This is a genomic window from Streptomyces sp. NPDC004542 (assembly GCF_040610035.1).
Classification (GTDB): Bacteria; Actinomycetota; Actinomycetes; order Streptomycetales; family Streptomycetaceae; genus Streptomyces.
In genome coordinates this window covers 35,673-57,312 of record NZ_JBEXLP010000041.1, presented here as the reverse complement: position 1 = coordinate 57,312, position 21,640 = coordinate 35,673, and the positions used below count along the sequence as shown (strand labels likewise).

Here is a 21,640-nt window from a genome sequence, read left to right as displayed (position 1 = left end):
ATGAGCCAGGCGGCACAGAACCTGAACTGGTTGATCACCAACTTCGTGGACAACACCCCGGGGGTGTCCCACACGGTGGTGGTCTCCGCCGACGGACTCCTTCTGGCGATGTCCGAAGGCTTCCCCCGCGACCGCGCCGACCAGCTCGCGGCCGTCGCCTCCGGTCTGACGTCTCTGACGGCAGGCGCCTCCCGGATCTTCGAGGGCGGCAGCGTGAATCAGACTGTTGTGGAGATGGAGCGGGGATTCCTGTTCATCATGTCCATTTCCGACGGTTCCTCGCTGGCGGTCCTGGCACACCCCGAGGCGGACATCGGCCTCATCGGGTACGAAATGGCGCTCCTGGTGGATCGCGCAGGCACGGTTCTTACCCCGGATCTGCGTGCGGAACTCCAGGGGAGCCTTCTCAACTAACTATCGGACGGTGCGTTTTCGCGTTCCGGGGCCGTAAGGTTTCGGGACGCGGCTCCACAGGGATGGGTGCCCGGCACGGTCGGAGGAGGAGAGAAAGTGGCAACACCCCCAGGCGGTTCCCATAACGGCAACTGGTCGTACGGGCCTGCACAGGGCCAGGGCGACGGTTCCGCGAACCGGTACAACTTCCCCTCCACCCCCAGCCACCAGCAGCCGTACGCACCGCAGGTCCCCGGCCCCTCGCCGTACGACCAGCCGCCCGCGCCGCGCATCCAGCCGGTGCAGCCGCACCGTCGTCCCGAGCAGGCGCCCGCCGGGGCTTCGAACAATCCGCTGGTCCGTCCGTATGCCATGACCGGCGGCCGGACCCGCCCGCGGTACCAGCTCGCCATCGAGGCGCTGGTGCACACCACCGCGCAGCCGCACCAGATGCAGGGCCAGTTGCCCGAGCATCAGCGGATCTGCAACCTCTGCCGTGAGATCAAGTCGGTAGCCGAGATCTCGGCCCTCCTGACGATCCCTCTCGGCGTGGCCAGGATCCTCGTCGCCGACTTGGCGGAGGCGGGCCTGGTCGCCATCCATCAGCCCGGCGGCGACGAGAACGCCGGTGGCCAGCCAGACGTGACACTGCTCGAAAGGGTGCTCAGTGGACTTCGCAAGCTCTAGCGGCGGTCCTTCCCGCTCCACCACCTCCGCGAAGATTGTGGTGGCGGGCGGCTTCGGCGTGGGCAAAACCACGTTCGTCGGCGCCGTCTCGGAGATCAACCCGCTGCGCACAGAGGCCGTGATGACGTCCGCTTCGGCCGGCATCGACGACCTCACCCATACCGGTGACAAGACGACCACCACGGTCGCCATGGACTTCGGCCGCATCACCCTGGACCAGGACCTGATCCTGTACCTGTTCGGCACCCCCGGCCAGGACCGCTTCTGGTTCATGTGGGACGACCTGGTCCGCGGCGCCATCGGCGCGATCGTCCTGGTGGACACCCGCCGTCTCGCCGACTGCTTCCCGGCGGTCGACTACTTCGAGAACTCGGGTCTCCCCTTCGTCATCGCCCTCAACGGCTTCGACGGCAATCAGCCGTACTCGCCGGACGAGGTCCGCGAGGCGCTCCAGATCGGCCCCGACGCCCCGATCATCACGACCGACGCCCGCCACCGCGCGGACGCCAAGTCGGCGCTCATCACTCTCGTGGAGCACGCGCTGATGGCGCGGCTCCGCTGACCGTCACGCATGACGTCCCTATGGAGGGGCGCGGGCCCCCCCCCGCGGGGGGCCCCCCCCCCCCCCGGCGCCCCCCCCCCCCCCGCCGTCGGACGAGCGGGACGAGCCGTGGCTCAGTAGACCGGCTTGTCGGGTTCGATCTGGTTGACCCAGCCGATGACGCCGCCGCCGACGTGGACGGCGTCGGCGAAGCCCGCGGACTTCAGCACGGCCAGGACTTCCGCACTGCGGACACCCGTCTTGCAATGCAGGACGATCTTCTTGTCCTGCGGGAGGCCCTCGAGGGCGGTGCCCATGAGGAACTCGTTCTTCGGGATCAGACGGGCGCCGGGGATGGAGACGATCTCGTACTCGTTCGGCTCGCGGACGTCGATGATGTCGATGCTCTCGCCGTCGTCGATCCACTCCTTGAGCTGCTTGGGAGTGATCGTGGAGCCGGCGGCCGCCGCCTGGGCCTCCTCGGACACGACGCCGCAGAAGGCCTCGTAGTCGATGAGTTCGGTGACGGTCGGGTTCTCGCCGCAGACCGCGCAGTTCGGGTCCTTGCGGACCTTGACCTGGCGGTACTGCATCTCCAGGGCGTCGTAGATCATCAGGCGGCCGACGAGCGGCTCACCGGTGCCCGTGAGGACCTTGATCGCCTCGGTGACCTGGATGGAGCCGATGGACGCGCACAGTACGCCCAGGACGCCGCCCTCGGCGCAGGAGGGAACCATGCCGGGGGGCGGGGGCTCCGGGTAGAGGCAGCGGTAGCAGGGACCGTGCTCGGACCAGAAGACCGAGGCCTGGCCGTCGAAGCGGTAGATGGAACCCCACACGTACGGCTTGTTCAGCAGCACGCACGCGTCGTTGACCAGGTAGCGGGTGGCGAAGTTGTCCGTGCCGTCGACGATCAGGTCGTACTGGCTGAAGATGTCCATCACGTTGTCGGCCTCGAGCCGCTCCTCGTGAAGGATCACGTTCACGTACGGGTTGATGCCCTTCACGCTGTCGCGCGCGGACTCGGCCTTGGAGCGGCCGATGTCGGACTGGCTGTGGATGATCTGGCGCTGCAGGTTCGACTCGTCGACCTCGTCGAACTCCACGATGCCGAGGGTGCCGACGCCCGCGGCGGCCAGGTACATCAGCGCCGGCGAGCCCAGGCCGCCGGCGCCGACACAGAGCACCTTGGCGTTCTTCAGCCGCTTCTGCCCGTCCATCCCGACATCGGGGATGATCAGGTGGCGGGAGTACCTGCGGACCTCGTCTACGGTGAGCTCAGGAGCTGGCTCGACCAGGGGTGGCAGCGACACGGGGACTCCGTTGGTCGGTCAAACAGTACGGTTGTTCTTCCCGTAACAGTGCCACGCCCTTTTTCATTCCGAGACACCCGTTCCGACACGCGAGACAATTTCGTCCCAGTAGCCGGGCATGCCCTCCCAGGGGTCGGCGCGGCCACGGCGATCGCTGCGGTCGGTGAACCAGATGGTCGCCGCGCCGTGCCAGCGGGCGATGCGAAGGGCTTCGTCGAGGTGGCCGCGGGGCACGCCGTGCACGAAGTGGCAGAAGCCGTCGGCCGGGTAGTCGGCGGTCCACTCGGCGACCTGCGACCAGCGGTAGTCGCTCCAGGAGCCGGAGAAGGTCACCAGCTGGTCGGCGTTCTCGGCGTATCCCGGATGGGGGTGGATGCCGTGGCCGAGGACGATGTGGGCGTCGTCACGGATCGCGCGCAGCGTGCTCACCACGCGGCGCACCCCGCCGAGCGCGGTGCGCTCGGCGGGGCAGCGGTCCAGCAGGAAGCCGTCCACCTGGTACCAGTCGAGGAAGCGGTGCGCGTCCGCGACCAGCTCGCCGAAGGCGCGCAGACCGTACCGGGCGTCGAGGTGGCCGAGGACCCGTACGCCCGCGTTGCGCAGCCGCCCGGCCGCCTGGAGGCAGTGCGGGTCGGGGCGGGCGCCGGGACCCTGGGCGACGTTGAGGACGACCCAGTGCAGGGGTGCGCCGGGGCGGACCAGCGCGTCCCATTCGGTCGGCGCGACGAGGGGGTGGGCGTAGCCGGGGACGCCGAAGCCGGTGCCGGTGCCGGTGGTCGCGGTGCCCGGTCTGGTGCTGGTCAGATACGGCATGCCGCCTCCATCCAGATGTCGGCGAGGGATTCCTCGAGATTGATCCGGGGGCGCCAGCCGAGCCGGTCGCGGGCGGTGCGCACGTCGGCCTGCTGCCAGCTGCCGCAGCCGTCCGGGTACGGGTACGCGACCGGGGCGGCGTGGTCGGCGTCGGAGCGGGGATGGCCGATGGCGGGCCGCAGCGGGCCGGGCGGGCCGTCGAGTTCGTGCAGGGCGCCGCCGTACCCGGCCACCCGAGCGAGGACGGTGGCGGCGTCCCTCAGGCGCACGGCGCGGCCCGAGCCGATGTTGATGACGCCTTGCGCGGCGGACAACGAGGCGGCGTGCACGGCACGGGCGACGTCGCGTACGTCGACGAAGTCCCGCTGGACGCCGAGGCCGCCGAGCTTGAGCTCGCCATCACCTGACTGCATGGCGCGGCGCATCGCCTCGGCGAGGCGGCCGAGCGGGGAGCCGGCCGGGGTGCCGGGGCCAGCGGGTGAGAAGACCCGGAGCACGACGGCGTCGAGGCCGGAGCCGAGGACCAGTTCGGTGGCCGCGAGCTTGCTGACTCCGTACGGGCCGCCGGGGCGGGGCACGGCGTCCTCGGCCGTGGAGGAGCCGGGCTGGCTCGGGCCGTACTCGGAGCCGCAGCCGATCTGCACCAGACGGGCGCCACAGCCGCTGCGGCGCAGAGCCTCGCAGACGGTGGCGACGGCGACGGTGTTGTGCCGGGTGAGTTCGCGGGCGCCGCCGCGGGTGGCGCCCGCGCAGTTGACGACCACGCCGGGGTGGACCGCGTCGAGGAAGCGGGTGAGCGCGCCGGGGCTGCCCGTCGCCAGGTCGAAGCGGACGTCGGCGTCGTCGCCGCGGCCGAGGGCGGTGAGCTGGACGGCCGGGTCGGCGAGCAGGCGGTCGGCGACGAAGCGGCCGAGGTAGCCGTTGGCTCCGATCAGCAGGACTCTCATCGGGCCGCTCCCGGGGTGATCGCTCCGGCTGTTCCGGTGGCTCCGGACGCTCCGGGTCGGGAGGTGGTCATCTGGTGTTCTCCTTCGAGGGGGTGGTGCGGTTGCCTGCGGCGGCCGGGTGGGGCCGCGAGGGCGGCCTCCGGGGCGGGCGGACGGTCTCTGCGGGGAGCCGGCCGGGCGTCCGGGCCTGCTCTTGTCATGACCGCTCTCCCGTCCGGTCCTCCGTCGGCGCGTGGGCCGAGGCCCGGGTCAGGGTCCGGCCGGCGTGGACCAGCAGGACCAGAGCCGCGGTCCCGCAGGCGAGGGTGGGCACACTGCCCGGGCCCCACCTGCCCACGAGCGACTCGACGGGCGCCGCCAGGAAGGCGCACCCGGGCAGGCGGCCGGTGAGGTCCAGGGCGGAGGCCGCCGCCTCCGCACCGGCCGCCACCGCCAGGACCATCGCAGGGGCGTGGCGGTGGCGGTGCACGGTGAGCAGGCGGGCCAGCAGGAGGAGGGCGCCCAGGGTGAGGGCCTGGGGGTAGGCGGCGGGTTGGTGCAGGGCCGCGCCGCACAGGGCGAGCAGGGCGGTGAGGACGGCCAGGAACAGGGCGAAGGTGCCGAACAGGGCCGGTCGCGTGGCTGCGGCGAACTCCTCCAGGCCACTGCTGGCCGTGAGTCCGCGGTGGGTCCGCACGGCGAACAGGTGGGCGCACCAGGCCGCCGGGGCGCAGCCGAGGACGAGGGCCAGTACGGGCGCGGTGGCCAGCGGCCAGGGGCCGTCCGCCGCGCCGGTCGGCAGGTGGTCCGGGCCTCCGTCCAGGACGGCTCGGAGCAGGCCGTCCCCGAGGAGGGCGTAGGCGAGCAGCCAGACGGTCGACGCGCGCGTGCGGGTCGCCGTGCGCCACGCGCGGGGGCCGGCCGGCGTGCTCAGCGGGCCGCGGCGCAGTGCCGCACGCACCGCGAGGGCCAGGGCGAGGAAGCCCGCGGCGGCCACCAGCAGGCGCGGCCGGCCATGGGTGAGGCGCAGAGCGGTCACCACCGCCGTGCCGAGGGCGCCCGGCAGGAGGGTGAGCAGCGCCCAGTCGGGACGGGTCCGGGGCGGAGCGGTGGTGTCGGCGGGCGGGGGGCCGTCGCCGTCGCGGGACGCGCGCGCGAACATCTCCTCGGCGAGCGAGAAGACGTCCCGGTGGCGAAAGCGCGCGGCGGTCCGGTCGGTGACGCCGTGTGCCTCGAGGCCCGCCGCGATCTCCAGCGGGTCCACAGACCGCTCGCACAGCCGGCGGTGCCGGTGCATCAGCGCCTTGACCGGGTCGGCGGCGCCGCGGCGGGCGGCGGAGCGGGGGGCGCCGCCGGCTCCGTCCTCACGCCGGTGGAGGGCATCGGACCCGGCCTCCCGCACCGGTCCCGGCTGGGGCCGCTCCGCCGCGTACGGTAACTCCGGCTCCGGGGCAGCCCCCAGCCTCCCCGTCGCGTCCGGCGTCGCCGTCGCGCCCGGCGTCGGCCTTTCCCCCGCAGACCACTTCTGCGACCGTGCGTCCCACGCGCCGGGGTTGCCGGGCGTTCCGGGGTGGCCCAGCTCGCCCAGGCCGCTCATCGTGCCGCCTCCGCGGCCGACCGGGTGGCCCGCACGGGGGCGCCGGTCGCCCAGCCGGGGCCCCCGCGGGCCGCGACACGGGCGGTGGGGCCGGTCCAGCGCCCGGGGACATGAGCTTCGGCGGGGACGGCGAACGGCAGGGGCTCGCCGGACTTGCCGGTGATCACACGGCGTACGGGACAGCGCGAGACGATCTCCAGGTAGATGCTCTGGAACGCCGCGATGTTCTGCTCGACGGTGAACAGTTCGAGCGCGCGGGCGCGGGCTGCGGCGCCCAGGCGCGCACGGCGCTCAGGGTCGCGCAGCAGTGTCAGGCACGCCTCGGCGAGCGCTCGGGGATTGCGCGGCGGGACGACCAGTCCGGTGCCGCCGACGGCCTCGACCACCGCACCGACGTCCGTGGACACCGTGGCCCGGCCGCAGAGCATGGCCTCGACCAGGGTGACCGGGAAGCCCTCGACGACGCTGGACAGGACGACGACGGCACCCGCCGCGTAGGCGTCGGCGAGGGTCGGGGCCTCGGGACCGCCGATCTCCTCGAAGGAGACGGGGTTCTCGCCGATCGCGTGCGCGCCGTCGGCCTCGTCCGGGAAGAGCTGTGCGGCCAGCACCTCGCAGTGCCGCAGGTACTCCCGGGCCTCCGGGCCGGTCGCCGCGCCCACGATGCGCAACCGTGCCCCGGGCTCGGCCCTGCGCACCTCGGCGAAGGCGTGCAGCAGGGACACCAGGTCCTTGGCGGGGTCCACCCGGCCGACCCACACCAGTGTGCCCGGGTCGGCGCGGTCCGGGGACTCGCCGACCTCCGCGAAGCGGGACGCCTCCATGCCCGGGTGCACGGTGCGGATCCTGACGCGGGCCGCGCCGCAGCGCTCCTGCCAGCGGCGGGCGTGCGTGTTGCCGGGCGTGATGATCGCGGCCCGCCGGTAGGTCTCGGCGGCGAGCAGGCGGTGGAAGGCGGCGAGCAGGGCCCGTACGGCCGGGGCCGCGGTGCCGGGGCCTGCGGCCAGGTAGTGGGAGCGCAGTTGTACGCCGTACTCGGTGACCAGCAGCGGCACCTCGCAGAAGTGGCCCGCGAGGAGCCCGGCCAGGGCCGCCGGGCCGCCGGTCGTGGCGTGGCACAGGTCGGCCGAGCCGAGGCTGTCGTCCTCGTACCAGTCGAGGGAGAGGGGCCGCAGGGCGCGTTCGAGGTGTGCGGCGACGGTGAGCAGTTCGAGGACACGGGCCTCGCGCGCGGTACGCGGGGCGCCGGCCGTGCGGCAGGCACGCTCCAGGGTGCGTACGGCGGTTTCGGAGCGCAGGGCGCCGGGCAGTCCGCCCTCGTCGCGGGCGAGTTCGGCGAGTCCGTACAGCGCGCTGCCGAAACGGTCCGCCAGGGCATGGGGATCGGCGTCCGGGGCCGCGCAGACCACCCCGGCGAGTTCCCCGTAGCAGTCGGCGAAGCGCCTGCGGGCGCGCCGCCCGTGCACCGCCCCGTCGTCATCGGCGGCCCACAGCGGTGCGGTCCGTACCCGGCTGACCTGCTGCGGAAGCGGGATCCAGCCCTCGTCCTCCTGCCGCTGGGTGCGGCTGAGCGCGTAGATGTCGAACTCGTGCTGCCCGAGCCCGCGCACGAGCCGGTCGCACCAGAGCCCGGCGTCACCGCTCACATACGGATAGCCACCCTCCGTCAGCAGTCCGATGCGCACGTGTGCACCCCCGATCATCTCCCGTCCGGGAAGCCGCCGTTGTCCCGGCGGCTCGTAGCGGGACGAACGTATGCGGACAAGCCGGTGGCGCGACGGACGGTTGTCCATCGCGCCACCAAAAGGGGTGAACGGTCGTAACTTTCTCGTGCGGGCCGCGTTGCGTCGCGCTAGGAGATCGCGCGGACGCACACGGTCAGGCCGCGGCGAGCTCCCGGCGGGCGGCCCGCCGTTCGGCCGCGACCCGGGGGTCCAGGGCGGGTACGGCGGCCAGCAGCTGCCTGGTGTACGGGTCCCGCGGGTCGTCGTATACCTCGTCGGCGGGTCCGCACTCCACGATCCGCCCGCGGCGCATCACCGCGACCCGGTCGCTCACCTGTCGTACGACGGCGAGGTCGTGCGCGACGAAGACCAGGGCGAGTCCGAGTTCGCGCTGCAGCTCGCCGAGCAGGGCCACCACCTGGGCCTGCGTGGTGACGTCGAGGGCGGAGACGGGCTCGTCGCAGACGATGACGCGCGGGCCGGCCGCGAGCGCCCGCGCGATGCCCACGCGCTGGCGCTGTCCGCCGCTGAACTGGTGCGGGTAGCGGTCGTAGTGCGCCCCTTCGAGACCGACGCGCTCCAGCAGTTCCGTCACGCGCCCCCGGATGCGCTCCTCATGCCGGTCCCCTCGCGCGCGCAGCGGGTCGGCGATGGACTCGCCCACGCTGCGGCGGGGGTTCAGGGAGGAGACGGGGTCCTGGAAGACCATCTGCACGGCCGGGTTCACGCCGCTCACCGCGCGGCCCTCGAAACGGACCTCGCCCGCCGTCGGCTCCAGCAGCCCGACCAGCATGCGCCCGAGCGTCGTCTTGCCGCTGCCGCTCTCGCCCACGATGCCGAGGGTCTCGCCCCGGCGGACGGTCAGCGACACGTCGTCGACGGCCGTGACCGCCCCCCTGCCGTGGCCGAACGCACGCCGGAGGCCGGTCGCCTCCAGCACGGTCTCGCCGGCCGTCCGCGAGGCGGCACGCGGCGCGTCCACGCGCGGTACCGCGCCGAGCAGCTCCCGGGTGTACGGCTCGCCGGGCGCTCCCAGGACGGTGCCGACCGGCCCGTGCTCGACCGCCTTTCCGTGCCGCATGACCAGCACCTCGTCGACGCTCTCGGCGGCCACGCCGACGTCGTGGGTGACGAGGAGGAGCCCCATGCCGGTCTCCTCGCGCAGGGTGTGCAGCAGGTCGAGGATCTGGGCCTGCACGGTCACGTCCAGCGCGGTGGTCGGCTCGTCGGCGATGAGCAGCGCGGGTGCGCACGCGAGCGCCATGGCGATCAGGGCGCGCTGGCGCATGCCGCCGCTGAACTCGTGCGGGCGCGCGCGGGACCGGCGTACCGCGTCCGGGATGCCCACCCGGTCGAGGACCTCGACGGCACGCGCGCGTGCCGCCCGTCGCGACGCGCGCGTGTGCGTGCGGTAGACCTCGGCGATCTGGTCGCCGATCGCGTAGTACGGGTCGAGCGAGGACAGCGGGTCCTGGAAGACCATGGCGGCCTTCGCCCCGCGCAGCCGGCGGAGTTCCTCGTCGGAGGCGCTTCGCACGTCGGTGCCGGCGACGTGGACCGAGCCGCCGGTCCGGGCCCCCGTGCCCCGGTGCAGGCCCAGCAGGGCGCCGGCGACCGTGGACTTGCCGGAGCCGGACTCGCCGACCAGGGCGAGGGCGGCGCCGGGCTCCAGGCGGAACGACAGCCCGTCCACGGCCCGCAGGGATCCGAACTCGACGCTCAGGTCCGTCACTTCCACCAGGCTCATGAGAGCACCACCCGTCGGTCGGCCACCGCGTACAGCACGTCCGCGGCGGCGTTGGCGAGGACCACGAAGAAGCCGACGACCAGGACCATGCCGACGACCACCGGCAGGTCGACGACGTTCACCGCGTGCACCAGCTCCTGGCCGATGCCGGGCAGGCCGAACAGGGTCTCGGTGAGGACCGCGCCGCCGACGGCCGAGCCGACGTTGTTGGCGTTCAGCGCGATGACGGGCGCCAGCGCGCCGCGCAGCGCGTGCCGCCCGACGACCGACCGCTCGCCCACGCCGTACGCGCGGAAGGTGCGGATGTGGTCCTCGGCGAGCGTCTCCAGCATGGCCGCCCTGGTGAGGCGCGCGAAGGCGGCGGCCTCGATCAGGGCCAGCGAGAGCCAGGGCAGCAGCAGGTTCCACGCCCACTGCTCGGGGTCGTCGGTGAACTTCACGTACTGCGGGAAGGGCAGCAGCCGGAGTTCGCCGCAGACGACGATCATCAGGATCAGGCCGATGACGAAGACCGGCGTGGCCCAGCCGGCCAGGGTGAGGGCGGTCAGCACCCGTTCGGTGAGCCGGCCGCGCCGCCAGGCGGAGAGGACGCCGGTGCCGACGCCCAGGACGAGCCACAGCACCATCGCGCCGAGCACGAGCGACAGGCTGACCGGGAGTCTCGCCAGGATGATGCCGGTGACCTGCTGGTCGCTCCGGTACGACAGCCCGAGGCAGGGCGCCGGGCAGTGCGCCACGGCCGTTCCCGTCGAGTAGTCCTGGCCGGCGACGATCCCCAGCAGGAAGTGCCAGTAGCGGACGTACAGCGGGTCGCCGAGTTTCAGCTGCTGGGCGACCTGGTGCACCTGCTCCGGCGAGCAGCGCGGGCCGCAGGTGATCTGGGCGACGTTGCCGGGGGTGACGTAGAAGACCACGTAGACGATCACCGAGATGGCGAACAGGGTGACCAGGGCGCCGGCGGCGCGGCGCAGGACGAATCCTCCGAAGCCGTTCACGCCTTGGCCTCCCGCTTCCGGCCGGTGCCGACGCGCAGCCGCGAGACCGCGCGCGGGTCGAGGGCCGTGCGCACGCCGTCGCCGAGGACGGTGAGGGCGAGGACGGTGACGAACAGCGCGCCGGCGGGCAGCAGCAGGTACTGCGGTGCCGCCTGGTACCAGACGTCGGCGGCCGTGAGCATCTGCCCCCAGGAGGGCGTCGGCGGCTTCACGCCGACGCCGAGGAAGGACAGGGCAGCCTCGATGGAGATGTTCGTGGGGACGAGCAGCGCCGCGTAGGTGATGATCGGTGCGGCGAGGCCCGGCAGGAGTTCCCGGCGGGCGACGCGCCAGGGGCCCCAGCCGCTCAGCCGGGCGGCCAAGACGTGGTCGAGCCCCTTCAGGGCGAGCGTCTGGGCGCGCACGATCTTCGCGATGTTGCCCCAGGCGATGAGGCCGATGACCAGGGTGACCAGGACCGGCCGCGGGAAGCCGGGCGGAACGACCGCCAGCAGTGCCAGGGACATGATCATCAGCGGCATGGAGACGATGACGTCGGTGGCCCGGCTCAACAGTTGATCAACCCAGCGGGTGCCGAGCGCGGACGCGACGCCGATGGTGACACCGAGGACGACCTGCACCACCGTCGCCGCCAGCGCGACCCCGAGGGAGACCCGCGCTCCGTACACCAGCCGCGCGAACAGATCGCGTCCGGTCTGCGGTTCGACCCCGAGCCAGTGGTCGGCGCCGATGCCGCCGAAGGATCCGACGGGCACGCCCCCGCGCGCGGAGTCGATGAGGGAGGGGTGGTAGGTGGTGGGGTCCTGGCCCTCGACGGCGGTGAGCAGCGGCGCGGCCAGCGCGACCAGGACGAGCAGCGCGACGAGGGCCGCGGCGACGAGGGCGGCGCGCTGCCCGCGCAGCCGCCGCCAGAACTGACGGGCCCCCGAGACCGCCGGGACGGAGGGGTCCGTCCCGGTGGTCCCGACGGCGACGAGTGCCTCGCTCACGGCGCTACTTCACCGCGACCTGGGAGATGTCCAGGACGCCGGTCCAGTCGCTGATCACGATGTTCTTGACGTCCTGGCCGTACAGACGCTTGTAGACGGGGTGGAACAGCGGCACCACGAGGGCCCGCTCGCCGATCTTCTCGTCCAGTGCGCCCCACCGCTCGGCCGCGGCGTCAAGGTCCGTCAACTTGTTGATCGCGTCGATCTCGGCATTGACCGACTTGTCGTTCAGCAGGCCCGTGTTGAAGTTCGCGCCGTCCTTGACGATCTGCCGGCCGTCGAAGATCGGGGCGAGGAAGGGGCCGCCGGAGGGCCAGTCGGCTCCCCAGTGGGCGAGGAAGAAGCCGGGTTCGGTCTTCACACTGTGGATCTTGTCCCGGTAGTCGTTGTCCTCCAGCCCCTGGAGCCTGACCGTGATGCCGGCCTTCTTCAGCGCGTCCTGGACGGCGGTGGCGATCTCCGGGCCGGTCTCGAAGTCCTTGCTGTTGGAGTGCGTGAGGGTCAGCGTGAGCCCGTTCTCGTAGCCGGCCTCCTTCAGCAGTTCCCCGGCCTTCGCCGCGTTGCCGGTCTTCCCGGCCGGGAAGTGGTCGTACGGCGTGTAGCCGAAGGACTTCTGGTCGGGCAGGAAGGTGGTCGCGGGCTCGGCGAGCGCCGAACCGCCCGCCGCGTTGACGACGGACGACCGGTCGATGGCGTAGGAGATCGCCTGGCGCACCTTGGCGTTGTCGAACGGCTTGACCGTCGGGTTGAACGCGATGTAGTCCGTGTAGCCGAAGTGGCCGGTGCCCACGCGCGCGGCGAGTTCCTTGTCTCCGGTCACCTTGGCGAGTTCGGCCGGGCCGAGGTTGGTGTCGGTGGTGACCGCGGCGGCGTCCGTCCCCTGGGACGCGGCGAGCCGCTGGTTGATCACCGAGGAGTCGAGCCCGGAGCGTACGTCGACCTTGTCCGGGTAGGCCTTGCGCTCCGCGTCCGTCGCCGGCGACCAGTACGTGTTGCGTTCGAGGACCAGGTGCTCGCCGTCGTTCTCGTTGCGGACCACCTTGTACGGCCCCGAGGAGAGGGGGTGCTCCTCGTACTTGGTTCCCGTGTCCTTGCTCCTGGGGACGGGTGTGAACTGGGTCTGTGTGGCCAGGTACGGGAACTCGCCCTCGGGCTTGTTCAGATGGAAGACGATGGTCCGGCTGTCCGGCGTCCCGATCGCCGACAGGCCCTTCTTGTCCTTGTACGGCCCCTGGTAGTCGGCGGCGCCGACCAGCCAGTCCCTCAGGTAGGGGGCGCCGCCGGAGAGTTCGGGGGCGAAGGAGCGCTCGATGCCGTACTTGATGTCGGCCGAGGTGATCGGGGTGCCGTCCTCGTACTTGAGGCCCTTCTTCAGGGTGTACGTCCACACGGTCGCGTTCTCGCTCGGGCGCCCGGTGTCGGTGGCCAGGTCGGGGACGACCTTGGCGCCGGCCGCGCCGTTCTCGCGATGGCGGGTGGTGAGCGTGCGGAAGACGAGGGAGGGGACGTTGCCGCCGCCGGAGGTGTACAGGCGGGCGGGGTCGAAGTCCGTCTGCGCCTCGGAGTTCAGGACCGTGAGGGTGCCGCCCTCGCGGGGTGTGGAATCGCCGCCGGAGGCCTTGGCATCGTTGTCCTTCGGCCCGCAGGCGGCGGCGCCCGCTGCCACGACCAGGCTGACGGTTGCCGCGGCCACGCGGCGCGCTCTGCGGGACGGTTGACGCATCGGAATGACGACCTCTCGGTTGGCGTGTCGGCTGCCTCTGGAGTCATCTCGGATGGCGAGACAGACAGACGAGGAATGAGACGAAAAGGAACAGACGTCTGCCCCGGGCGCCGGGTCGTCGAAAAGCCGTGACCACGTCACGGGGAAAGTGCTGGGAATCGAGACGCGAACGCCGGGAGGAGGCGTCAGCGACAGTGGATGTCGGCCACGCAGAGCGCGGTCACGCCGAGGAGCGCCAGCTCGATGGCGGCGCTGCTGTCGGCGAAAGGACTGGACCACATGCGCAGAAATATGAACGAACTTTCGGCGCATGTCAACGCGAGACCGGCGCCGCCCGTCAACTCCTCGGGTAGGGCCAGGGGTTGGGCAGGCAGTGGATGCCGTCGTGGTTCAGGAACTTGGTCTGCTGCTGCATCACCGGAGCAAGCTGGCCGTTCTTGTCGCAGGTGACATGGCCGTAGCCGAGCCGGTGGCCGACCTCGTGGTTGATGAGCATCTGACGGTAGGCGTGCATCTCGTCACCGTAGGTCTTCGAGCCCTGCGCCCAGCGATAGGCGTTGATCATCACGCGTTCGGTGGCGGCCGAGTCGCAGGAGACGTTGTCCTCCGTGGTGTCCAGGCCGGACTTGGCGCACCACGCGGCGGTGGTGCCGGGACTGGCCAGGGTGATCACGAAGTCCGGCTTGCCGGAGGAGACCCGCTCGAAGGTGCGGGCGCCGCCGTGGGCCCAGCTGCGGTCGTCGTTGAGGGTCTTCTGCACGGCCTGGGCGAAGAGCTCGCCGTCCAGGCCGAGTCCCCGCTCGACGTCCACCCGGTAGGTGTACGTGCGGCCCTTGCCGGGCGCCTTGTCCGTACCGGGGACCGCGTCGAACTTCCCCGGCCCCTTCAGGGTGACGCCGAGCGGGTACGTGGCGGCCATCTTCTGGGCGTACGTCAGCGTCGCCACGGCCGGGGACCCGGAAGGCGCCGGCCGGGCGTCCCCGCGCGAGACGGAGTCGCCGGCGTCGGACCCGTCGGGGGCGGAGCGGGACTGCGCGGTGGTGTCGTCGCGGCCGTCGGTGACCTGCCCGGCCACGATCACCGCCAGCACGGTGGTCACGGCGGCCGCCGCGACACCGGTGAAGGTCCGCCCCTTGCTTCCCTTGGACAGCGCGGGATCACCGGCCGGGGGTGCGCCGTCGTCCCGGCCGCCGGTCTCGGGCGTCCGGGTCGGCGCGGGAACGCGCGACTCCGTGCGCCGCGTGCCGGCTCCCGGCCGGGGTGCGAAGACGTCGTCGTCCTCCTCGAGCCCTCGGTCGAAGGCGTCGACGTACTCCTTGCGGGGCCCGCCGGGAACCCCCTGCCGCTGCCGCGGCAGGCCGGCTCGGGGCCCGGCCGCGCCGGAACGCACGTCGCTCCCGCCCTCACCCCGGCCCGGGAACTCGCCCCAGCCGCCGCCGGGCTCCCGCTGCTCGGGGTGGCCACCGCGGGCCCGGGCCGGCGTACCCGTGAAGGGGCGGGGCACGCCACCGGCCGGGGTGCCGTCCTGTGTACGCGGCACATCACGCGCCTGAGCACCGTTCTGCATACGCGGCATACCACGCGCCGGAGTGCCGTCCTGCATACGCGGCACACCGTGCGCCGGAGTGCCGTCAGGCGTACGAGGTACATTCCGAGCGGGCGTGGCCTGAGCGGACGTCCCGGCGGGGCCGCGCGGCACCCCGTGTCCCGCTCCCCCGTCCATCGGCGCCCGGCGCTGTCCCGGCACCGGTACGGGTCCGGCTTCCGGCCGCGCCCCCGGCATCGTCCCCGGAGCCGCACCCGGCTCCCGCCGGTCCGGGGCGGTGCCCTGTCCGGTGGGGCTCCCGCCGGAGGTCTGTGCGGTTGTGGCCGCGGAGGCCGGGTCACCCTTGGGTGCCTTACCGCGGCGGCTGTGGCGTCCCACGTCGCCCCTCAGCCCCCCGCGCCCGTGCCGGCGGTGTCCGCGCCGCCTTGGAACCGCACCTCGCCCACCTCGGCGAAAAGCTCCCGGAAGGCACCGGCCACCGTGTCCGGGTACTCCATCATCGCCACGTGCCCGGCGTCCGGCAGGGACAGCAGACGGGAGTCACGGAAGGAACGGGCCGCCTTCCGCGCCATGCGGTAGCCGACCAGCTGGTCACGGCCGCCGTAGACGAGGAGCGTCGGGGCGAGGACGCGTTCGGCCTGGCGCCAGAGGCCGTGCTGGCCGCCCAGTGTGTAGGCGTTGACGATCCCGCGCGCGGAGCGCGTCATGGCGTCCCAGAAGTAGGGCAGCCGCTGCCGTCGCTCCAGCTCCTCCACGGCGTGCCGGAACGCCTCGGGCGACACCCGCCCGGGGTCCCCGTAGCACAGGGCCATGACACCCCGGACGCGCTGCTCGGCCGTCCACTCCCTGGTGAGGCGGGTGAAGAGACCGGCCACACCGGGCACGCCCAGCAGAGCCGTCGGCACGGCCGTGCGCTGCACGTACAGTTCGGGAAGCGCGGGCGAGACCAGCGTGAGCGTCCGGACGAGATCGGGCCGCACGGCGGCCACGCGCGTGGTGACCGCGCCGCCCAGGGAATTGCCGAAGAGGTGGACCGGGCCACGGCCGGCCGCGTCGAGATAGCGGATGACCGCGCGCGCGTGTCCGGTGACGGAGTAGTCGCCGTCGTCCGGCGGCGGCGAGTCCCCGAAGCCCGGCAGGTCGACCGCCTCGCTGTCGACGAAGCCGTCGAGCTCGAGCATCAGCGCCGACCAGTTCTGCGAGGAACCGCCGAGCCCGTGCACGTACAGCGCGGGCGGCAGCCCCTCGCGCGCGGGTGGTCTCGACCGGACGGTCAGCGTGACCCCCGGCAGACCCACCGACCTGAGGCGCTCACCCTCCGCGACCCGGACGGGCGACACCCTCGGGAGGACGCTCGCGGCCGGCACGGACGGCAACTCGGTCGAAGACATGGGGCAATGTTACGAGACGATCACACACTGGCTCACGTGTTCGCCGTCACAGCATGGAACGCTCCGCACCGGTGAACCGGCCGATGAGCCGCACGACGATCGGGGGCAGATGGCATAGCGTCCGCATCGGGTGTCTCCTACGCTCGTACGAAGGGCACCCGCATGTGGCCCCTGCTGCTTCCATGCTTCCGGGGACGTTCGTAGGAAGGGAGCCCACCATGGCCTATGACCCCAGCGATCCCGAGACGTTTCAGGAGCTCGAGACCGAGGATGACCTGACGGAGATCGACGTCGAGGCCCCCGAGGTCGACGCCGCGGAGCAGCACGCGGACCTCGCCCCGGACCACGACGACCCCCTCACGGGAGTGGAGCCGGACCGCGCGAGCGAGGCGGACCTCATCGAACAGGCACGGGTCGTCTCCCTCGACGAGGACGACTACCGCTGACCGCCGGCCGGTCATCTCCGGCCAGGTACGAAGCCACCTGCCCGGTTTTATGGCCGTCCGTACCGCTTTCCGCATCGTCCGGTACGTGAAATTCTGCGCTCTCACCGCGCACAGCACGGTTACCGAAAAGTACGATGGCCGCGCGGCGCACACCGCATGTGGACGTGATTTTGGGAGGCGGCGTGACAGCCATCGAGCAGACAGAGGCGGCACGCCCGCGGGGCACTCGCCTGCCGCGCCGTGCCCGCCGGAACCAGCTCCTGGGCGCCGCCCAGGAAGTCTTCGTGGCCCAGGGGTACCACGCGGCTGCCATGGACGACATCGCCGAGCGCGCCGGCGTCAGCAAGCCGGTGCTCTACCAGCACTTCCCGGGCAAGCTGGACCTCTACCTCGCGCTGCTGGACCAGCACTGCGAGTCGCTGATCCAGTCGGTACGGAACGCCCTCGCCTCGACGACCGACAACAAGCAGCGCGTGAGGGCGACGATGGACGCCTACTTCGCGTACGTGGAGGACGACGGCGGCGCCTTCCGCCTGGTCTTCGAGTCGGACCTGACGAACGAGCCCGCGGTGCGCGAACGCGTCGACAAGGTCACCAACGAGTGCGCCGAGGCGATCTGCGACGTCATCGCCGAGGACACGGGCCTGTCGCGGGCCGAGTCGATGCTGCTGGCCTCCGGCCTCGGCGGGCTCGCCCAGGTGGTGGCCCGCTCCTGGCTGCACAGCGACCGCAGCGTCCCGCGCGACCAGGCGGTGCAGCTGCTGGCCTCGCTGGCCTGGCGGGGCATCGCGGGCTTCCCGCTGCACGGCATCGAGCAGCACTGAGCACGCGGGACGCGCGCGTGGCGGGCACGTCGGACCGTTCCCGTCCGCTGTTCGCTCATGGCGTTCCTGCCCAGAACGTGTACGTCCCCTCACCGGGCTAATGTGTGCTGGGTACGGCGCGGAAGGTCGCGCACTCACTGACCGTCGGAGGGACATAGCCGTGGAGGTCAAGATCGGCGTGCAGCACGCGCCCCGCGAGATCGTTCTGGAGAGCGGTCAGAGCGCGGAGGAGGTCGAGCGCGTGGTGGCCGAGGCGCTGGCCGGAAAGACGCAACTGCTGAGCCTCGAGGACGAGAAGGGCCGCAAGGTCCTGGTCCCGGCGGACCGCTTGGCGTACGTCGAGCTCGGCGAGCCGACCGTCCGGAAGGTGGGCTTCGGCCCGCTGTAGCCGGTACGCGGGAGACGTCCTACGCACGGGGAGGGGGCCCGTCGGCGAAGAGCCGACGGGCCCCCTCCCCGTGCGGACCGGCTCCACAAAGAGAGCACGAGTCACCCACAGGGGAGGATTGCATTCCGCAGGTCACGGGTATGACGGGCTACGACCGTGAAGCGCAGCCGGCCGCGTGGGAGGGACCCGTAATGATCCTGGAAGCTCTGGGCTCCGCCGTGCTCGGTCTGGTGCTGGCCTGGGCCGCGGTGCACCGGCTCGCCCACCGGCTGCCCGCCCGCGCCCTGGTGTTCGGCACGGGCGTCACCGGAGCCCTCTTCGGGGACTTCGTCACCCACAGCGCACTGGGCCCCGGCAGCGTCCTGCCGAGCCTGCTCGGCGCGGCAGCCGTCTCCGCGGCGTCGCTGTCCCTCCTGCTGCGCCCGGCCGGCCGCCTGCGCCGACGATCGGCCCCGGCGTAGGGGCACCCGCACCCGCACCCGCACCCGCACCCGCACCCGCCGAAGAGCTACGCCGCGAGGCCGAGCGCGGCCATCCGCTTGGTGTGGGCCTCGGTGATCCGGGAGAACATCCGGCCGACCTCCGCCAGGTCGAAGCCGTCCGCCACGCCACCGACGAGCATCGTGGACAGGGCGTCCCGGTCGGCGACCACCCGCTGGGACTGCGACAGGGCCTCGCCCATCAGACGCCGCGCCCACAGGGCGAGCCGGCCGCCCACGCGGGGGTCGGCGTCGATGGCGGCGCGCACCTTCTCCACCGCGAAACCGGCGTGCCCGGTGTCGTCGAGGACGGCCAGCACCAGCTCGCGGGTGTCGGAGTCGAGGCGGGCGGCGACCTCCCGGTAGAAGTCGCTGGCGATCGAGTCGCCGACGTACGCCTTGACCAGGCCCTCCAGCCAGTCGGAGGGCGCGGTCTGCTTGTGGAAGCCGTCGAGTGCCGCCACGAACGGCTCCATGGCCGAGGTCGGCTCCGCGCCGATCTCGGTGAGCCGGTCCCGCAGCCGCTCGAAGTGGTGGAACTCCGCCGAGGCCATCTTCGCCAGTTCCGCCTTGTCCTCCAGCGTGGGCGCCAGCTTGGCGTCCTCGGCGAGACGCTCGAACGCCGCGAGCTCCCCGTAGGCGAGCGCCCCGAGCAGGTCCACGACCGCGGCGCGGTACTGCGGGTCGGCGGAGGCCTTGGCCCAGTCCTGGGCGGCGACGCCGGTGTGTTCGGCGGTGGCGTTGTCAGGCTTGTCAGAGCTCGTCATGAAGCGCACAATAGCCCGCTCACCGCTCGGATGAGGCCCTGGTCAAGCACTGTGACGACGACTACGTGACCGAATCGGCCATCGCATGTGCACGATTCCGGGGTATGGTGGTAATGCGCCTGCTGAGTACGCCGACGTACCTCGACGTACCTCGACAGGCCGCACGCATGAGGATGCCCGGTCGGTGGCCCGATCGGCTCCGACCCGACAGCCCTCCGCGGTCGTACGCCCCTGTACGTACGACGACCGGAGGGGACCCTCAGCGGTTCGAGCGCTGGAGCGTTGGCAGAGGTCCCGTGCCACGGCTCGCCCTCGGCGGTTCGCCCGTCCGGCAGCCGGCGTCCCCGGCACGGTCCGACACGACCCCCTCGCTCGCCCTCGCGCCGCACACACAGAAGAGGCAGCACCCTGACTACGACGTTTCGAGAACTCGGAATCCTCCCCGAGACCGCCGAGGCCCTGGAGGCCGTCGGCATCACCAACCCCTTCCCCATCCAGGAGATGACGCTGCCCGTGGCCCTCTCGGGCACGGACGTCATCGGCCAGGCCAAGACCGGCACCGGCAAGACGCTGGGCTTCGGCCTTCCGCTCCTCGAGCGCGTGACCGTCCCCGCCGACGTGGAGGCGGGCCGCGCCCAGCCCGAGGATCTGACCGAGGCCCCGCAGGCGCTCGTCGTCGTCCCCACGCGCGAGCTGTGCACGCAGGTCACCAACGACCTGCTGACCGCGGGCAAGGTACGCAACGTACGCGTGGTGGCGATCTACGGCGGCCGGGCCTACGAGCCGCAGGTCGAGGCGCTGAAGAAGGGCGTCGACGTGGTCGTCGGCACCCCGGGCCGGCTGCTGGACCTGGCCGGCCAGAAGAAGCTGAACCTGAAGCACGTGAAGTGCCTGGTCCTCGACGAGGCCGACGAGATGCTCGACCTGGGCTTCCTGCCCGACGTCGAGAAGATCATCGACATGCTGCCGGCCAGGCGCCAGACCATGCTGTTCTCGGCGACCATGCCGGGCGCGGTGATCGGCCTCGCGCGCCGCTACATGTCCCGGCCCACCCACATCCGCGCCACCGCGCCGGACGACGAGGGCGTGACGGTCGCCAACATCAAGCAGTTCGTCTACCGCGCGCACTCCATGGACAAGCCGGAGATGGTCGCCCGCATCCTGCAGGCCGAGGGCCGCGGACTGGCGATGATCTTCTGCCGTACCAAGCGCACGGCGGCCGACATCGCCGAGCAGCTCCAGCGCCGCGGGTTCGCCTCCGGCGCGGTCCACGGCGACCTCGGACAGGGCGCCCGCGAGCAGGCGCTGCGCGCCTTCCGCAACGGCAAGGTGGACGTCCTCGTCTGCACCGACGTCGCCGCGCGCGGCATCGACGTCGAGGGCGTGACCCACGTCATCAACTACCAGTCCCCCGAGGACGAGAAGACGTACCTGCACCGGGTCGGCCGTACCGGCCGCGCGGGCGCGAAGGGTACGGCGATCACCTTCGTCGACTGGGACGACATCCCGCGCTGGCAGCTGATCAACAAGGCGCTGGAGCTGGACTTCAACGACCCGGTGGAGACGTACTCGAGCTCTCCGCACCTGTTCTCGGACCTCGGCATCCCCGAGGGCACCAAGGGCACCCTGCCGCGCTCGGAGCGGACCCGCGCCGGGCTGGACGCGGAGGTGCTGGAGGACCTGGGCGAGACCGGTGGCCGCGGTGCGCGCACCCGTGGTGGCCGGGGCGGCAGGGGTGACTCCCGGGGCGGTGACGCCCCTACCGCCGAGCGCGAGCGTCCCGCGCGTACACCGCGCAGCCGCCGCCGCACGCGCGGCGGGGCTCCGCTGGACTCCGCGCCCGGCACGGCGCCCACGGGCTCCGCGTCGCCGGCCGCCGAGGCGGGCGCGGCGGAGGAGACCACCGCGCCCCGCACGCTGCGCCGCCGTCGCCGCACGCGCGGCGGGGCCCCGGCGGAGGCGGCTCCGGCCGTCGCGGCCACCGAGACCGTGGTGAGCGAGACCGTGGTGAGCGAGACCGTGGTGAGCGAGGTCACGCCGACCGCGGAGGCCGTCGTGGCGACGGCGGAGGGCGAGGCCACGGCCGACGCCACCGAGAAGCCGCGCCGCCGCCGCACCCGCAAAGCCGCGGAGCCGGCCGTCGCGGCACCGGCCGAGGCAGCGCCCGCGGTCGAGACCGAGGTGACCCCCGTCGTGGAGGCACCGGAGGAGAAGCCGCGTCGCCGCACCCGCAAGACCGCGGCAACCGCCGAAGCCGCGCTCGACACCGCCGAAACCACCGAGGCCAAGCCCCAGGCACGCCGCACCCGCAAGACCGCGGCAACCGCACCCACCACGGCCACCGCCGAAAC

General features: G+C 72.5%; 21 protein-coding genes. 8 read left to right on the top strand and 13 right to left on the bottom strand.

Annotated elements, in window-relative coordinates; genetic code table 11:
* The 3 genes from ABZX30_RS22485 (at position 1) to ABZX30_RS22475 (ending at position 1,642) form a co-directional block, all read left to right on the top strand.
* Positions 1-414 carry a roadblock/LC7 domain-containing protein gene (locus tag ABZX30_RS22485; protein WP_004983065.1) on the top strand — a complete coding sequence of 138 codons (414 nt, stop codon included), beginning with the start codon at positions 1-3 and terminating at the stop codon, positions 412-414.
* Positions 415-510: 96 nt separating this feature from the next.
* Positions 511-1,080, top strand: coding sequence for a DUF742 domain-containing protein (locus tag ABZX30_RS22480; RefSeq protein WP_355936042.1), 570 nt, complete (start codon positions 511-513; stop codon positions 1,078-1,080).
* Positions 1,061-1,642, top strand: coding sequence for an ATP/GTP-binding protein (locus ABZX30_RS22475; protein ID WP_355936039.1), 582 nt, complete (start codon positions 1,061-1,063; stop codon positions 1,640-1,642). Before ABZX30_RS22480 ends, ABZX30_RS22475 begins: the two co-directional genes overlap by 20 nt.
* Before the next feature lie 113 nt (positions 1,643-1,755).
* Here ABZX30_RS22475 and moeZ read toward each other — a convergent pair whose 3' ends face one another.
* The 12 genes from moeZ to ABZX30_RS22415 form a co-directional block, all read right to left on the bottom strand.
* Positions 1,756-2,934 carry an adenylyltransferase/sulfurtransferase MoeZ gene (gene moeZ, locus ABZX30_RS22470; protein ID WP_355936037.1) on the bottom strand — a complete coding sequence of 393 codons (1,179 nt, stop codon included), beginning with the start codon at positions 2,932-2,934 and terminating at the stop codon, positions 1,756-1,758.
* Between the two features lie 63 nt (positions 2,935-2,997).
* Positions 2,998-3,747, bottom strand: coding sequence for a spherulation-specific family 4 protein (locus tag ABZX30_RS22465; RefSeq protein ID WP_355936034.1), 750 nt, complete (start codon positions 3,745-3,747; stop codon positions 2,998-3,000).
* Complete coding sequence (locus ABZX30_RS22460; protein ID WP_355936031.1) at positions 3,735-4,694, bottom strand: NAD-dependent epimerase/dehydratase; 960 nt, start codon at positions 4,692-4,694, stop codon at positions 3,735-3,737. Before ABZX30_RS22460 ends, ABZX30_RS22465 begins: the two co-directional genes overlap by 13 nt.
* Before the next feature lie 196 nt (positions 4,695-4,890).
* Entirely contained in the window at positions 4,891-6,270 is a 1,380-nt protein-coding gene (locus ABZX30_RS22455; RefSeq protein WP_355936029.1) for a hypothetical protein, read from the bottom strand.
* Complete coding sequence (locus ABZX30_RS22450) at positions 6,267-7,955, bottom strand: DUF3492 domain-containing protein (RefSeq protein WP_355936026.1); 1,689 nt, start codon at positions 7,953-7,955, stop codon at positions 6,267-6,269. The genes ABZX30_RS22455 and ABZX30_RS22450 overlap by 4 nt, the downstream gene beginning before the upstream one ends.
* A 193-nt stretch (positions 7,956-8,148) precedes the next feature.
* Positions 8,149-9,741: an ABC transporter ATP-binding protein gene (locus ABZX30_RS22445; RefSeq protein ID WP_355936024.1), complete on the bottom strand. Its 1,593-nt coding sequence runs from the start codon at positions 9,739-9,741 to the stop codon at positions 8,149-8,151.
* Positions 9,738-10,736, bottom strand: coding sequence for an ABC transporter permease (locus ABZX30_RS22440; RefSeq protein WP_355936021.1), 999 nt, complete (start codon positions 10,734-10,736; stop codon positions 9,738-9,740). Before ABZX30_RS22440 ends, ABZX30_RS22445 begins: the two co-directional genes overlap by 4 nt.
* Positions 10,733-11,725 carry an ABC transporter permease gene (locus ABZX30_RS22435; protein ID WP_355936019.1) on the bottom strand — a complete coding sequence of 331 codons (993 nt, stop codon included), beginning with the start codon at positions 11,723-11,725 and terminating at the stop codon, positions 10,733-10,735. The genes ABZX30_RS22440 and ABZX30_RS22435 overlap by 4 nt, the downstream gene beginning before the upstream one ends.
* A 4-nt stretch (positions 11,726-11,729) precedes the next feature.
* Entirely contained in the window at positions 11,730-13,448 is a 1,719-nt protein-coding gene (locus ABZX30_RS22430) for an ABC transporter substrate-binding protein (protein WP_355936017.1), read from the bottom strand.
* 185 nt (positions 13,449-13,633) lie between these two features.
* Entirely contained in the window at positions 13,634-13,729 is a 96-nt protein-coding gene (locus tag ABZX30_RS22425) for an Ms4533A family Cys-rich leader peptide (protein WP_355936014.1), read from the bottom strand.
* Positions 13,730-13,785: 56 nt separating this feature from the next.
* A complete protein-coding gene (locus ABZX30_RS22420; RefSeq protein WP_355936011.1) occupies positions 13,786-15,372 on the bottom strand; it encodes a DUF3152 domain-containing protein in 1,587 nt (528 codons plus the stop codon).
* Between the two features lie 8 nt (positions 15,373-15,380).
* The gene (locus ABZX30_RS22415; protein ID WP_355936008.1) at positions 15,381-16,385 is read right to left on the bottom strand and encodes an alpha/beta hydrolase; all 1,005 of its coding nucleotides are present in this window, start codon (positions 16,383-16,385) and stop codon (positions 15,381-15,383) included.
* A 218-nt stretch (positions 16,386-16,603) separates the two neighbouring features.
* Here ABZX30_RS22415 and ABZX30_RS22410 point away from each other — a divergent pair, with 218 nt between their 5' ends.
* The 4 genes from ABZX30_RS22410 to ABZX30_RS22395 all read left to right on the top strand — a co-directional run bounded on the left by ABZX30_RS22410 (position 16,604) and on the right by ABZX30_RS22395 (position 18,504).
* The gene (locus tag ABZX30_RS22410; protein WP_355936006.1) at positions 16,604-16,831 is read left to right on the top strand and encodes a hypothetical protein; all 228 of its coding nucleotides are present in this window, start codon (positions 16,604-16,606) and stop codon (positions 16,829-16,831) included.
* Between the two features lie 182 nt (positions 16,832-17,013).
* Entirely contained in the window at positions 17,014-17,655 is a 642-nt protein-coding gene (locus tag ABZX30_RS22405) for a TetR/AcrR family transcriptional regulator (RefSeq protein ID WP_355936003.1), read from the top strand.
* Positions 17,656-17,815: 160 nt separating this feature from the next.
* Positions 17,816-18,043: a DUF3107 domain-containing protein gene (locus ABZX30_RS22400; protein ID WP_355936001.1), complete on the top strand. Its 228-nt coding sequence runs from the start codon at positions 17,816-17,818 to the stop codon at positions 18,041-18,043.
* A gap of 191 nt (positions 18,044-18,234) precedes the next feature.
* Positions 18,235-18,504, top strand: a complete 270-nt coding sequence (locus tag ABZX30_RS22395; protein WP_355935999.1) for a hypothetical protein — start codon at positions 18,235-18,237, stop codon at positions 18,502-18,504.
* Between the two features lie 47 nt (positions 18,505-18,551).
* On the opposite strand, the gene ABZX30_RS22390 is transcribed toward ABZX30_RS22395, so the two are convergent.
* Positions 18,552-19,298: a ferritin-like fold-containing protein gene (locus ABZX30_RS22390; protein WP_355935997.1), complete on the bottom strand. Its 747-nt coding sequence runs from the start codon at positions 19,296-19,298 to the stop codon at positions 18,552-18,554.
* A 492-nt stretch (positions 19,299-19,790) separates the two neighbouring features.
* Between ABZX30_RS22390 and ABZX30_RS22385 the strand changes: the two genes are divergently transcribed.
* On the top strand, positions 19,791-21,640 hold a 1,850-nt coding region (locus ABZX30_RS22385; RefSeq protein WP_355935994.1), incomplete at its 3' end, for a DEAD/DEAH box helicase.

Bases quoted from the DNA above. Each gene is read 5' to 3' on its own strand.
- ABZX30_RS22485 (WP_004983065.1), top strand. From the start codon at position 1: ATGAGCCAGGCGGCACAGAACCTGAACTGGTTGATCACCAACTTCGTG.
- ABZX30_RS22465 (WP_355936034.1), bottom strand. From the start codon at position 3,747: ATGCCGTATCTGACCAGCACCAGACCGGGCACCGCGACCACCGGCACC.
- ABZX30_RS22460 (WP_355936031.1), bottom strand. From the start codon at position 4,694: ATGAGAGTCCTGCTGATCGGAGCCAACGGCTACCTCGGCCGCTTCGTC.
- ABZX30_RS22455 (WP_355936029.1), bottom strand. From the start codon at position 6,270: ATGAGCGGCCTGGGCGAGCTGGGCCACCCCGGAACGCCCGGCAACCCC.
- ABZX30_RS22445 (WP_355936024.1), bottom strand. From the start codon at position 9,741: ATGAGCCTGGTGGAAGTGACGGACCTGAGCGTCGAGTTCGGATCCCTG.
- ABZX30_RS22430 (WP_355936017.1), bottom strand. From the start codon at position 13,448: ATGCGTCAACCGTCCCGCAGAGCGCGCCGCGTGGCCGCGGCAACCGTC.
- ABZX30_RS22425 (WP_355936014.1), bottom strand. From the start codon at position 13,729: ATGTGGTCCAGTCCTTTCGCCGACAGCAGCGCCGCCATCGAGCTGGCG.
- ABZX30_RS22415 (WP_355936008.1), bottom strand. From the start codon at position 16,385: ATGTCTTCGACCGAGTTGCCGTCCGTGCCGGCCGCGAGCGTCCTCCCG.
- ABZX30_RS22410 (WP_355936006.1), top strand. From the start codon at position 16,604: ATGGCCTATGACCCCAGCGATCCCGAGACGTTTCAGGAGCTCGAGACC.
- ABZX30_RS22395 (WP_355935999.1), top strand. From the start codon at position 18,235: ATGATCCTGGAAGCTCTGGGCTCCGCCGTGCTCGGTCTGGTGCTGGCC.